Origin of the sequence: Agrobacterium sp. Ap1 (genome assembly GCF_017313375.1) — a bacterium.
In the GTDB taxonomy this organism is placed as follows: domain Bacteria; phylum Pseudomonadota; class Alphaproteobacteria; order Rhizobiales; family Rhizobiaceae; genus Neorhizobium; species Neorhizobium cellulosilyticum.
This window is the reverse complement of the sequence record NZ_JAFLMY010000004.1, coordinates 294,639-307,069: the sequence shown is the minus strand read 5'-3', so window position 1 is coordinate 307,069 and position 12,431 is coordinate 294,639. Positions and strand designations below refer to the sequence as shown.

The following is a 12,431-nucleotide window of genomic DNA, read 5'->3' as shown; positions in this document are numbered from 1 at the left end:
TTTGAAAAGTGCATTTTTGCGCTTGCGGTCTTTAATCGACGCCCCTATAAGGGCGCCACAGCACGCGCCCTTCGTCTATCGGTTAGGACGTCAGATTTTCATTCTGAAAAGAGGGGTTCGACTCCCCTAGGGCGTGCCACTCCCCCTCCGCCAAGTCATTGTTAGAATTACCCAATTACCATCTGATGGCAGTTTGGAATTTTTCTTAATTTGACCTTTGAAAAGTGCATTTTTGCGCTTGCGGTCTTTAATCGACGCCCCTATAAGGGCGCCACAGCACGCGCCCTTCGTCTATCGGTTAGGACGTCAGATTTTCATTCTGAAAAGAGGGGTTCGACTCCCCTAGGGCGTGCCACTTCCTCTCTGCCAAGTCGTTGTTCAAAAGAGCCTATTCGGTTTTGTGGATATTTCTGTTTTTTTCCGCAGAAGATGGCGAAGACACGCATTTTTCGCTTGCGATATCTCCTCTTCCCCCCTATGAGAGCGCTCACCGCACGCGCCCTTCGTCTATCGGTTAGGACGTCAGATTTTCATTCTGAAAAGAGGGGTTCGACTCCCCTAGGGCGTGCCACTTCCTTATCCAAAAATCGGAAAATCATTTTGCCAATGCTGCATCCAGCAGGCGCAACTGTATCCGTCGACTGCCCTGCCAATAGTCTGCGCTCAGGCTTCCGGCGGCATGGATCTGCAGGCCGCGGGATTTCATCAGGAGGTCGCCCAGAGGTGTATCTGCGGCGCGGAAAGCGATCCCATCCAGGCGTGAGCCGTCCATTGCTTCCAGCGTTATCTTGATGTGAGCGGTGCCCACCGGACGGACATCCCTCAGGCGATGGGAGGGAATTGCGAAGATCGGCTGCGGATGACCCGACCCATAGGGCCCGGCTTTTTCCAACTGGTCGAAAAGGTCGAGGGTCGCACCTGATGCCGACAGAGCGCCGTCGATCTTCAATGAGTGGCTCGAGACAAGAGACGGCACGCGCGAAGCGGCGCTCTCCTCAAAAAATGCCCTCAGCGCTCCCAACTTGCTGCGCTCGACGGTGAGGCCAGCTGCCATGGCATGACCGCCACCTTTCACCAGCAGGCCGTCTTCCACGGCCGCGCGCACCATATGGCCCATGTCGAAACCATTGATAGAGCGGCCGGAGCCGGTGCCTTTCCCTTGCGAATCGAAGGCGATCGCGAAAGCGGGGCGCTTGAATTTCTCCTTCAGCCTGGCTGCAAGCAAACCGACGATGCCGGGATGCCAGCCTTCATGTGCGGTGACCAGAACATTGGCGCCCTCGCCGTCTCCGTATTCGGCCAGCACTTCGGCTTCCGCTTCGGCAAGCATCGCAGCTTCCATCGCTTGACGATCCCGGTTGAGTTCATCGAGGTGGGCTGCGATTTCCTCTGCCTGCACGCTGTCTTCGAGGGTCAGGAGGCGGCTGCCGAGCGCTGCATCGCTGATGCGTCCGCCGGCATTGATGCGCGGACCGATGAGGAAGCCAAAATGATAGGGCGTAACCGGTCCCGATAGGCCAGCCTTCCTGAAAAGTGCCGCGAGGCCGAGATTGGTCATATGGCGGGCCGCAATCAGCCCCTTGACTACGTAAGCTCGGTTCAACCCCTTGAGCGGCACAACATCACACACGGTCGCGAGCGCCACGAGATCGATCCACGCAAGAAGATCTAGATTGGCCGCTCGCCGGTCTCCGGCTTCACGCAAAAGACGCGCGGTGGCGACAAGAACAAGAAACACCACTCCGGCGGCACATAAGTGCCCCTGCCCCGACAAATCGTCTTCGCGATTCGGATTGACGAGCGCGACTGCTTTCGGCAGCTCGGTTCCTACCTGGTGATGGTCGATCACCACGACGTCACATCCCTTCGCCGCGGCTGCCGCAAGCGATTCGTGGCTAGTCGAACCACAGTCGACGGTGACGATCAGGCTCGCGCCGCGTGCGATCAACTGTTCCATGGCGGCAGCATTCGGGCCATAGCCTTCGAATATGCGGTCAGGAATGTAGATTTCGGCATCAATCTCGAAATGCTTCAGGAAACGATAGAGAAGTGCTGAGGACGATGCTCCATCGACGTCATAGTCGCCGAATATAGCGACACGTTCGCGCCGGCGGATCGCTTCGAGAATTCGCGCCGAAGCCTTGTCGCAATCCGTCAGCGTCAATGGATCTGGCATCAGCGAGCGGATGGTCGGATCGAGAAACGCCGGAGCATCATCCAAAGCCACGCCACGGCCGGCAAGAACACGGGCGATGATCTCGGGAATTCCATGAATCTGGGCGATTGCCAGTGCACGGTTCTGTGCTGCCTGATCGAGCCTGGACATCCAGCGCTGCCCGGATGCAGACCGCTCCACTCCTAGAAATGCCCTCTGGACGGGATCCGCGGGTTCCTGGGGCGTTAAAGCGGTAAATGTCTTTGTCGTCATCGGCTATCCATAGCCGACGACGTGCAGAAGCGGAAATGCTTTCGCGTCAAAGCCAGTTGTGAATCAACAACCACACTGCAGCGAACATAGACGCCGATGCAACAGCGAGGATAGCGACAACAAATGAACCTGCCCTTTCAGGCTCGCCATCGTCTTCGCCAACCAAATCCTCGTTGAACGAATAAACAAGCTTCAGATACGGCACACTGCTGTGCCCGCTGTGACGCTTGGGTTGGCCGTAAAGGCCGTCACTCATGTCAATAGACATCACGCAAACGCCTCCTCCTGCGATGGTGAATGAGGAGAGTGTACGGCGATTTTCTCCCTGCGACCAGTCATCAAACTGTCATTCAGGAATATTTTCACAAAATACTAAAATAGAGCCAAAGCGCGTCGCCCCTTCAGGTCTACACGCTACGCCTTGGCTTCTTGTTCTTGGCTGTTGTTACGCAGCCGGCCCGAGATTTTTCAGGATGCGCGGGGCCGCTCGATGCGGATCACCTGCGGCTCGCCGACGAGATAGGTCTCCTGCTTGATCCCCTCGACTGCCTTGCGTATCGATGCTTCGGTCGTGGCGTGGGTGACGAGGATGATCGTCTTGGAGGTGTCCGTCTGTGCGGGCTTCGGCCGCTGGACGATCGATTCCAGCGAAATGTTGTTTTCCGCCATGCGGGCCGCGACGCTGGCAAAAACGCCGGTGCGGTCGGCAACCGTCAGGCGGATGAAGTAGCCGCCTTCATGGCTGCGCATCCGGGCCTTCTGATAAGGGGCAAGTGCGATTGCCGGAGTGCCGAGTACCGGCACGCGCTGCGCACCAGGCTGGCTCTTGGCGATGTCGGCGATATCGCCGAGCACGGCCGAGGCCGTCGCATTGCCGCCGGCACCGGGGCCGACCATCAGAAGTTCACCCAGGATATCAGATTCAATCGCCACGGCATTGGTGACGCCGTCGACCTGCGCAATCACGCTGTCATGCGGCACCATGGTCGGATGAACGCGCTGTTCGATGCCGCTTTCGGTGCGCTGGGCAACGCCGAGCAGCTTGATGCGGTAACCGAGATCGGCAGCAGCCAGAATGTCGTCGATCGAGATGTTGGTAATGCCCTCGAGATAGATCTCGTCGGCCGCGATCTTCGTGCCAAAAGCGAGCGTCGTCAGGATAGCAAGCTTGTGCGCCGTGTCATTGCCCTCGATATCGAAGGCCGGATCGGCTTCGGCATAACCGAGACGCTGGGCTTCCTTCAGGCACTCCTCAAACGAAAGGCCTTCCTTCTCCATCTTGGTGAGGATGTAGTTGCAGGTGCCGTTCATGATGCCATAGACGCGCGAGACAGTGTTACCCGTCAAGCTCTCGCGCAGCGCCTTGATGACCGGGATACCGCCGGCAACGGCGGCTTCGAAGTTCAGGAGAGCGCCCTTTTCTTCGGCGATCGTCGCAAGCTCGACACCTGAAGCTGCCAGAAGCGCCTTGTTGGCGGTCACGACATGGAGACCACGTTCCAGCGCGATCCTGACAGAATCGGCCGCGGCACCCGTAGCGCCGCCCATCAATTCGACGAAGACATCGATATCGGCTTCGGCTGCAAGCTTTTCCGGTGTTTCAAACCACGCCATGCCGGACATGTCGAAGCCACGGTCACGGTTGCGGTCGCGGGCGGTAATAGCAGTGATCTCGATCGCTCGTCCGCATGTCACGGCCAGTTCATTGGCACGTGTCTGGATGATCTTGACCAGCGAAGCACCCACGGTTCCAAGACCCGCGATGCCGACTTTGAGGGCGTCTGCCATTTCGCATTCCCGATGTTTGAAAAAGCGGCCACGAACGGGCCGCTTGAGGATTATGACGGTCGATGACCGACTTAGCGGTGCGTATTCAACGAAATGACGTTGTGCATCGTCTCGTCGACGGTCGAGAAAAACTTCTTGATATTACGGGCCGCCTGACGAATCCGGTGCTCGTTCTCAACAAGTGCGAGACGGACGTAATCGTCGCCCATTTCGCCGAAACCAATACCCGGAGCGACAGCGACGTCAGCCTTTTCGACGAGAAGCTTGGAGAATTCAAGCGAGCCGAGGTGACGGAACTTTTCCGGGATCTTTGCCCAGGCGAACATCGTGGCAGCCGGCGGCGGCACTTCGAAACCAGCCTTGCCGAAGCTGTCGACCATCACGTCGCGGCGGCGCTTGTAGACATTGCGGACTTCCGCGATATCGGAGCCATCGCCGTTCAGCGCGTGGGTTGCAGCAACCTGGATCGGCGTAAACGCGCCGTAATCCAGATAGGATTTCACACGCGTCAGCGCTGCGATCAGGCGCTCGTTGCCGACGGCGAAGCCCATCCGCCAGCCCGGCATGGAGAAAGTTTTCGACATCGAGGTGAACTCAACGCAGACATCCATTGCGCCCGGAACCTGCAGCACTGACGGCGGCGGATTGTTGTCGTCGAAATAGATCTCGGAATAGGCAAGGTCAGACAACACGATGATGTCATGTTTCTTGGCGAATGCGATGACGTCCTTGTAGAAATCGAGGCTCGCCACAAAGGCCGTCGGGTTGGACGGATAGTTGATGATCAGCGCCAGCGGCTTGGGAATCGAGTGCTTTACCGCGCGCTCAAGCGGCGGGAAGAAGCTGTCGTCCGGCTCTACCGACATGGAGCGGATCACGCCGCCTGCCATCAGGAAGCCGAAGGCGTGGATAGGATAGGTCGGGTTCGGGCAAAGGATGACATCGCCAGGCGCGGTGATCGCCTGCGCCATGTTGGCAAAGCCTTCCTTCGAGCCGAGGGTCGCAACGACCTGTGTATCCGGGTTGAGCTTCACCCCGAATCGGCGAGCGTAATAGGCGGCCTGAGCGCGGCGCAGCCCCGGAATGCCCTTGGAGGACGAGTAGCGGTGGGTGCGCGGGTCCTGAACCACTTCGCACAGCTTGTCGACGATCGCCTTCGGTGTCGGAAGGTCGGGATTGCCCATGCCGAGATCGATAATGTCCGCGCCACCCGCTCGCGCGCTGGCCTTCAAACGGTTGACCTGTTCGAAAACGTAAGGCGGCAGTCTGCGGACTTTATGAAACTCTTCCATCTCTCTTCCCATTGGCGCACGAAGCAGCAATTGAGCGACATCAATGTGTCGCATCCGATTGCTTTGCGGCCAAACAGGACGAAAGGCAAGTGCTAAGAGAGGCGGCCCGTTACTTCGAGATGGTGTTCAGCGCGTCAGTGCCGTGCTCAGTGGCCAATTTGCGATATTCGGCGACGCGTTTCTTGTATTCAGCTTCGCTGATCGAACCGCTGCGGCGAGCACGAGCAAGTGCTGCCATACGAGGCTCGGTCTTGTTGTAATCCTCGTCCTCGATCTGCTCGTTGGCGGCGAGAAGCGTGCGATCGAAGGTTGGATAGGTGCCGGTATCCTTCTTGACCAGCGGACCCGGCGCGCGTTCAGTCTTAGACTGAGAAATAACGGCCGGCGGCGCGGTGCTGGGGATACCGTCGTCAAGCGCAAAGCTCTGACTGTTGCAGGAGGCCAGCAGCGGCAATAGAGCCAGAGGTGCCGCGACAGACAAACATCCGATCCCGCGCTTTAGAATTCCCATGGCCTGCCCCATCTCCGTCAATGCCGTCATCGGACCCTGTCCGACCTTGACGCGGGCGGTGATCCGCCATCGTCGTCCTTTCCGGCACTTGTATTCGGTTTCGGGCGCGATGTACAAATGAAAACAACGGTCATGCACGGGAGGCTGCGATTGGCGCAAAAGTCCGACGATCACGGGCATTCCGGACAGGAATTTCCGGGCTTCGATGCGCGTTTCTTCGAAGCCTATGCGATCAAGGACCCCCAGTCCCTGATGATGAATGCTGCGCGGGCATTCGAGAATCTGGGTCGCGCCGCCTCCGAATGGCTCGGTCCACGTGAACGCGGCGAGACATCGGATGATCTTTTCGCCGGGCCGATCGGCGATTTCATCAAGACCATGTCGGCGCTCACAGAATACTGGACTTCCGACCAGAAACGGATGCTCGAAGCGCAAACACTGCTTCTGTCCACCTATTTCGAGATCTGGATGCGCAGCATTCAGCAGACGGGCGGGACAGAGGAAAAGAGCGCCGAGGCCGAGATGGCGGCAAACAAGGACCGGCGCTTCGCCGACGAGGACTGGTATCGAAATCCGTTCTTTTCCTTCCTGCGGCAGATCTACCTGGCAAGCGCCTCCTGGGCCGAAAGGCTGGTGAGCGAGGCGGACGGGCTGGATGAAATTACGAAATACAAGGCCCGATTCTATGTCAGGCAGTTCACCGCCGCGTTTTCACCCAGCAATTTCGCGATGACCAATCCGGAGGTCTGGCGCGCGACGGTGGAAAGCCAGGGCATGAACCTCGTCACCGGCATGCGGATGCTGACTGAAGACGTGATCGCCGGCGGCGGGCATTTGCGACTGCGCCAGACGGATGCCAGCCAGTTCTCTGTCGGAAACAATCTCGCAATCACGCCCGGCAAGGTGATTGCTCGCAACGAACTTTGCGAGATCATCCAATATGAACCTTCAACCGAGACAGTGTTCAAGCGACCGCTGGTGATCGTGCCGCCCTGGATCAACAAGTTCTACATCCTCGATCTGACACCGGAAAAGAGCTTCATCAAGTGGTGCGTCGATCAGGGGCATACGGTCTTCGTCATCTCCTGGGTCAATCCGGACCGTGAGCATGCGGCAAAGGATTGGGAATCCTACATTCGCGAAGGCATCGATTTCGCGCTCGATACGGCCGAACAGGCAACCGGAGAGAAACAATCCAACGTCATCGGTTATTGCGTCGGCGGCACTCTGCTTGCCGCGGCACTTGCATGGCATGCGCAGAAGAAAGATGCGCGGATTGCTTCCGCCACGCTTTTGACCGCGCAGGTGGATTTCGCCGAGGCAGGCGAATTGAAGGTGTTCGTCGATGAGGAACAGCTTGCCGTCATCGAGGCGCAGATGAAGGCAAGCGGTTATCTGGCGGCGTCGCAGATGGCAGCGGCCTTCAACCTTCTTCGCTCGTCGGAACTCATCTGGCCCTATGTCGTCAACAATTACCTCAAGGGCAAGGAGCCGATGCCCTTCGACCTGCTCTACTGGAACTCCGATTCGACGCGGGTGGCGGCCGCCAATCACGCTTATTACCTCCGCAGCTGCTATCTCGACAATGCGCTCTCTGCCGGCCAGATGAAGCTCGGCGGCGGCTCGATCGATCTCCGCGACATCACCATCCCGATCTACAATCTCGCCACGCGCGAAGATCACATTGCCCCTGCCCGCTCTGTCTTTCGCGGCAACGCCCTGTTCGGCGGGCCGGTCGAATTCGTTCTCTCCGGCTCCGGGCATATTGCCGGCGTCGTCAACCCACCGAGCCGGACGAAGTATCGTTATTGGGCCCAAGGCGACACAGGTGCCAAGTCTGCAGATACGCTGTACGGCTGGTTGAAGGAGGCGACTGAAACCGCCGGCTCCTGGTGGCCGCATTGGCAGGCATGGGTGGAAGCGCAGGATACCGACCTTGTTCCGGCCCGCATTCCCGGCGACCGAACCCTGTCACCGCTTGGAGACGCCCCCGGCACCTATGTTCTGGCGCGCTCCTGACGGACTTCTTATGCGTTTTCACCCCCCTCTTGTTCCCGCCACGCTGGTGCAGCGCTACAAGCGCTTTCTGTTCGACGCCATTCTGGACGACGGCACGCCGATCACCGGCTCGTGCCCCAATACCGGCTCGATGCGCGAGCTGACGACGCCCGGATCGCGGATCTGGCTTTCCGAGCATGACAGCCCGACACGAAAATATCGACATGTCTTCGAGATGATCGAGGCAGACGGAGAAATGGTCGGCGTCAATACCGGCATGCCGAACAAGCTCACCGAGGAAGCAATCCGCGCCGGCCTGATCCCCAGCCTTTCCGGTTATCCGACGATCCTGAGAGAACAGAAATACGGCCGCAACTCGCGGATCGATTTCCTGCTGAAGGGCGACGGCCTGCCGGATGCCTATGTGGAGGTGAAGAACGTCCATTTCAGTCGGCAGGCGGGACTGGCCGAATTTCCCGATACGGTCACCAAGCGCGGCGCCAAACATCTGGAAGAACTTGGCGACATGGCGGAACTTGGTCACCGGGCGGTGATGATCTACCTCATCCAGAGACCGGATTGCCAAAGCTTCTCGATCTGCGCCGACCTCGATCCGTTTTACGCTGCGGCATTCGCCCGGGCACAGAACCGTGGTGTCGAGGCATACGCGCTCAGATGCGCAGTTTCTCCCGAAGGAATAGAACCGCTGGATCTGATCGAAATGAAGCCCCTGTCGGGAGGAATGCAGTCGGAATTATTGTTCGCCATGGACTAAGGCGGGCGTGCTGCATTATGAACGGGGGAACGATTGAGAGAAATATGATGGTCAATTACATCGAGGCGGTTTCCGCCCCCCAAAAAAACACGGGTGCAATCCGCCTTTACAACACGGCCGACGACTTCGCCGGCATGCGCAAGGCGTGTCTTCTGACCGCACGTTGCCTCGACGAACTCGCTTCGATCATCAAGCCGGGCGTTACCACAGCGGCGATCGACCGGTTCGTTTTCGAATTCGGCATGGATCACGGCGCGCTTCCCGCGACGCTGAACTATCGCGGTTACAAATATTCAGTCTGCACCTCGATCAACCATGTCGTCTGCCACGGCATGCCGGACGACAAGCCGCTGCGCGAAGGCGATATCGTCAATATCGACGTGACCTACATTCTCGACGGATGGCATGGCGATTCCAGCCGCATGTATCCCGTCGGGCAGATCAAGCGTGCTGCCGAACGGCTGCTGGAAGTGACGTATGAATGCCTGATGCGCGGCATTGCCGTCGTCAAGCCCGGCGTGCGCACCGGCGCGATTGGTGAAGCGATCCAGACCTATGCGGAAGCCGAGCGCTGCTCCGTCGTGCGCGATTTCTGCGGCCATGGCGTCGGGCAGCTGTTCCACGATTCGCCGAACATCCTGCATTACGGCAGATCCGACGAAGGGCCAGAATTGAAAGAGGGCATGATCTTCACGATCGAGCCGATGATCAATCTGGGCAAGCCGCATGTGAAGGTTCTTGCCGATGGCTGGACGGCGGTGACCCGCGACCGGTCGCTTTCGGCACAATACGAACACGCAATCGGCGTTACCGCCACGGGCTGCGAGATCTTCACCCTTTCGCCGGGTGGTTTCGACCGCCCCGGACTTCCGCCGCTCGAAGGCTGATCCATGAACAAGCGCCCCGCCTCCTCGCAAGATTCGCATGAACCAGCCGAGGAGACGGGCCGCGACGACCTGTTCGCCGACGAGCGCGGTTATTTTGCCGAACATGTGGGAAAACGGCCGCCGCTCAAGGCGGATCAGCTGCCCGGAGCCGCCGAGCATTATCTCGGGCACCGCGAGCGGTTACGCGACAAATACCGCGACCATGGCGATACGTCGCTCGCCGACTACGAAATCCTCGAACTTCTGCTGTTCCGCTCGATCCCGCGCCGGGACACCAAACCTCTCGCGAAAGCGCTATTGGCCCGTTTCGGTTCGCTTGCAGGCGTGTTTGGCGCCCCGACAAGCCTGCTGCAGGAGGTCAAGGGGATCGGCGAGAGCGTCGCGCTCGATCTGAAACTGGTTGCGACGGTCGGCCAGCGGATTTTGCGCAGCGAGCTTCGTGAAAAGCAGGTTCTCTCTTCCTGGTCTTCCGTGATCGATTATTGCCATGCGGCCATGGCCTATGAATCCCGCGAGCAGTTCCGCATCCTGTTTCTCGACAAGCGCAATGCGCTGATCGCCGATGAAATCCAGGGCAAGGGAACGGTCGATCACACGCCGGTCTATCCGCGCGAAGTGGTGCGGCGGGCGCTGGAACTTTCCGCCACCGCCATCATTCTCGTTCACAATCACCCGAGCGGAGACCCGACCCCGTCACGCGCCGATATCGACATGACCAAAACGATCGTGGATACGGCAAAGCCGCTTGGCATCACCGTCCACGACCACATCATCATCGGCAAGGATGGTCATGCCAGCCTCAAGGGATTGAGGCTGATCTGACCCCCCGCCTGCTTCAGCCGGCGAAATAGGCGTCCTGATCGAGATCTTCCAGCAAACCAGGCTGGATTGGCTTCCAGTCCAGCCACTCCTTCGTTGTCGCGCTCGACGCCGGGCTGTCCATGCCGGCGAAATGTGCGAACCAGCCGAAATGCGCAGCGGCCTCTTCGTGAGATTTCGAGACGACCGGCACGCCCAGACGACGGCCGATGAGTTCGGCAATCTGCCTGAACGGGACGCCTTCTTCCGCGACGGCATGGTAGCGTGGCTCAAGCGCTCCCCGCTCCAGCGCCAAACGATAGACGTTTGCGGCGTCTAACCGATGGACCGCCGGCCAGCGGTTGTCGCCATCGCCGACATAGGCGGAGACGCCGGTATCGCGCGCCTTGGCGATCAACATCGGGACGAAACCGTGGTCGCCGGTTCCATGAACCGAGGGCGGCAGACGGATCAGAGAGACTTTAACGCCGCGCTCAGCGATTGCCGCCACGGCCTCTTCAGTCGCGACACGGGGAATGACGGATGAGCCGACATTCGGCAGGTCGTCTTCCGTGGCCGGCCGCCCCAGCTGAAGCAGGCCCGTGCCGGATGTCACCAGAAAAGGACGATTGGATCCGGCGAGCGCGTCACCAAGGGCCGCTATGATCCGTCGATCCGCCTCACAGTTCTCCTTGAATTTGGAAAAGTCGTGGTTGAAGCCCGTATGGATCACCGCATCCGCGGTAGCCGCTCCGGCTTGAAGGCTGGCGAGATCATCCAGCGAGCCGCGATGAACCTCGGCCCCTGCAGCCTGCAGCGAGGCGCTGCCGGCATCGGAGCGAGACAGGCCGAGAACCTGATGACCGGCGGAAAGAAGCTCCCGAACGACGGCGGTGCCGACAAAACCCGTTGCACCCGTAACAAAGACACGCATATGAAAACCTCATGCTCGCATGTTGACGGATGTCGAATATGATCCGGATTCGGGCGATAAAAGCCGTGACCTTATACCGGTATCGGGACTAACAGGCTGGCGACAATGGCAGAGGCGATCAACAAAGCGCGGGACGACAATCCGCTTGGGAGCTACCTGAAGGATCGCCGGGCAAAGCTCGATCCGGCGGAATTCGGTATCGAAGCAACACGCCGCCGCACGCCGGGGCTGAGGCGCGAAGAAGTTGCTCAGCGCGCCAATGTCAGCGCCACGTGGTATACGTGGCTGGAACAGGGCCGCGGCGGCTCGCCTTCGAGCGATGTACTGAACCGGCTCGCCAAGGCGCTGGCGCTCACCAGCGCCGAACGCGAACATCTTTTCCTGCTGGCGCAGCATCGGCCGCCCGAAATACGCCACCAGCCTTTTGAACCCATATCAGCGCAATTACAGCGGGTTCTGGACGCAATGACATTTAGCCCAGCCGTACTGCGCACCGCGCTTTGGGACGTCGTCGGCTGGAATGCCGCGGCAAGCGTGGTCATGACCGATTACGCTCTCCTGCCACCGGAAGAGCGCAACATTCTGAAGCTGATCTTTTGCAACCAACGGGTTCGCGGACATATGGTCAACTGGGAACGGGACGCTCGCTCGGCGGTCGCGTCTTTCCGTGCCGAAGCGATCAAGGCGGCACCTGCGCAAGCTCTGCAGGCGATGGTCGAAGATCTCAGCCACGCAAGCCCCGAGTTCAGCGCAATCTGGCAGGATTACGACATTCAGAACTATGGTGCCGGAACAAAACATTTCCGCCACGAGATCGCCGGCGACCTGATGATGGAATATTCCTCCTTTACCGTCGATGGCCGGCCGGATCTCGGCCTTGTTGTGTTCACACCGATGACCGAAGCTGATGCCGAACGCGTCAGGCAGTTGCTCGGCATGGCAAGAAACGGCCGATAGCCGCCGGCCACGGCTCAAACACCGTCATCATTGCACAGCACAATAGTCGTATTTTTAGACGCG

11 protein-coding genes and 3 tRNA genes are annotated in these 12,431 nt (G+C 59.2%); 8 read left to right on the top strand and 6 right to left on the bottom strand.

Annotated elements, in window-relative coordinates; genetic code table 11:
* Positions 1–64: 64 nt before the first annotated feature.
* The 3 genes from JZX87_RS10460 (at position 65) to JZX87_RS10450 (ending at position 571) form a co-directional block, all read left to right on the top strand.
* Positions 65–139: transfer RNA gene (locus JZX87_RS10460), tRNA-Glu, on the top strand.
* 141 nt (positions 140–280) lie between these two features.
* A tRNA-Glu gene (locus tag JZX87_RS10455) sits at positions 281–355 on the top strand.
* A 141-nt stretch (positions 356–496) separates the two neighbouring features.
* Positions 497–571: transfer RNA gene (locus JZX87_RS10450), tRNA-Glu, on the top strand.
* Positions 572–595: 24 nt separating this feature from the next.
* Here the strand turns inward: JZX87_RS10450 and recJ are convergent.
* The 5 genes from recJ to JZX87_RS10425 all read right to left on the bottom strand — a co-directional run bounded on the left by recJ (position 596) and on the right by JZX87_RS10425 (position 6,199).
* Positions 596–2,428, bottom strand: a complete 1,833-nt coding sequence (gene recJ / locus JZX87_RS10445) for a single-stranded-DNA-specific exonuclease RecJ (RefSeq protein ID WP_206825329.1) — start codon at positions 2,426–2,428, stop codon at positions 596–598.
* Positions 2,429–2,474: 46 nt separating this feature from the next.
* Positions 2,475–2,696: a hypothetical protein gene (locus JZX87_RS10440; protein ID WP_183821839.1), complete on the bottom strand. Its 222-nt coding sequence runs from the start codon at positions 2,694–2,696 to the stop codon at positions 2,475–2,477.
* Between the two features lie 200 nt (positions 2,697–2,896).
* Positions 2,897–4,216 carry a homoserine dehydrogenase gene (locus JZX87_RS10435; RefSeq protein ID WP_206825328.1) on the bottom strand — a complete coding sequence of 440 codons (1,320 nt, stop codon included), beginning with the start codon at positions 4,214–4,216 and terminating at the stop codon, positions 2,897–2,899.
* Between the two features lie 71 nt (positions 4,217–4,287).
* A complete protein-coding gene (locus JZX87_RS10430) occupies positions 4,288–5,508 on the bottom strand; it encodes an LL-diaminopimelate aminotransferase (RefSeq protein WP_148146442.1) in 1,221 nt (406 codons plus the stop codon).
* 109 nt (positions 5,509–5,617) lie between these two features.
* Complete coding sequence (locus JZX87_RS10425) at positions 5,618–6,199, bottom strand: hypothetical protein (RefSeq protein WP_183686906.1); 582 nt, start codon at positions 6,197–6,199, stop codon at positions 5,618–5,620.
* Between JZX87_RS10425 and JZX87_RS10420 the strand changes: the two genes are divergently transcribed.
* Genes JZX87_RS10420 through radC form a run of 4 tightly spaced genes read left to right on the top strand, consistent with a single transcriptional unit; the run spans position 6,170 to position 10,501 of the window.
* The gene (locus JZX87_RS10420) at positions 6,170–8,038 is read left to right on the top strand and encodes a PHA/PHB synthase family protein (protein WP_502711310.1); all 1,869 of its coding nucleotides are present in this window, start codon (positions 6,170–6,172) and stop codon (positions 8,036–8,038) included. The genes JZX87_RS10425 and JZX87_RS10420 overlap by 30 nt on opposite strands.
* A gap of 10 nt (positions 8,039–8,048) precedes the next feature.
* Entirely contained in the window at positions 8,049–8,792 is a 744-nt protein-coding gene (gene sfsA, locus JZX87_RS10415; RefSeq protein ID WP_206825327.1) for a DNA/RNA nuclease SfsA, read from the top strand.
* A gap of 47 nt (positions 8,793–8,839) precedes the next feature.
* Positions 8,840–9,679, top strand: coding sequence for a type I methionyl aminopeptidase (gene map, locus JZX87_RS10410; protein ID WP_206825565.1), 840 nt, complete (start codon positions 8,840–8,842; stop codon positions 9,677–9,679).
* 3 nt (positions 9,680–9,682) lie between these two features.
* Positions 9,683–10,501, top strand: a complete 819-nt coding sequence (gene radC, locus JZX87_RS10405; protein WP_206825326.1) for a RadC family protein — start codon at positions 9,683–9,685, stop codon at positions 10,499–10,501.
* Between the two features lie 13 nt (positions 10,502–10,514).
* Here the strand turns inward: radC and JZX87_RS10400 are convergent, their stop codons facing one another.
* Positions 10,515–11,411, bottom strand: a complete 897-nt coding sequence (locus JZX87_RS10400; protein WP_206825325.1) for an SDR family oxidoreductase — start codon at positions 11,409–11,411, stop codon at positions 10,515–10,517.
* Between the two features lie 105 nt (positions 11,412–11,516).
* Here JZX87_RS10400 and JZX87_RS10395 point away from each other — a divergent pair, with 105 nt between their 5' ends.
* Positions 11,517–12,368, top strand: a complete 852-nt coding sequence (locus JZX87_RS10395; protein ID WP_206825324.1) for a helix-turn-helix transcriptional regulator — start codon at positions 11,517–11,519, stop codon at positions 12,366–12,368.
* Positions 12,369–12,431: the final 63 nt, after the last annotated feature.

Bases quoted from the DNA above. Each gene is read 5' to 3' on its own strand.
- recJ (WP_206825329.1), bottom strand. From the start codon at position 2,428: ATGACGACAAAGACATTTACCGCTTTAACGCCCCAGGAACCCGCGGAT.
- JZX87_RS10440 (WP_183821839.1), bottom strand. From the start codon at position 2,696: ATGTCTATTGACATGAGTGACGGCCTTTACGGCCAACCCAAGCGTCAC.
- JZX87_RS10435 (WP_206825328.1), bottom strand. From the start codon at position 4,216: ATGGCAGACGCCCTCAAAGTCGGCATCGCGGGTCTTGGAACCGTGGGT.
- JZX87_RS10430 (WP_148146442.1), bottom strand. From the start codon at position 5,508: ATGGAAGAGTTTCATAAAGTCCGCAGACTGCCGCCTTACGTTTTCGAA.
- JZX87_RS10425 (WP_183686906.1), bottom strand. From the start codon at position 6,199: ATGCCCGTGATCGTCGGACTTTTGCGCCAATCGCAGCCTCCCGTGCAT.
- sfsA (WP_206825327.1), top strand. From the start codon at position 8,049: ATGCGTTTTCACCCCCCTCTTGTTCCCGCCACGCTGGTGCAGCGCTAC.
- map (WP_206825565.1), top strand. From the start codon at position 8,840: ATGGTCAATTACATCGAGGCGGTTTCCGCCCCCCAAAAAAACACGGGT.
- radC (WP_206825326.1), top strand. From the start codon at position 9,683: ATGAACAAGCGCCCCGCCTCCTCGCAAGATTCGCATGAACCAGCCGAG.
- JZX87_RS10400 (WP_206825325.1), bottom strand. From the start codon at position 11,411: ATGCGTGTCTTTGTTACGGGTGCAACGGGTTTTGTCGGCACCGCCGTC.
- JZX87_RS10395 (WP_206825324.1), top strand. From the start codon at position 11,517: ATGGCAGAGGCGATCAACAAAGCGCGGGACGACAATCCGCTTGGGAGC.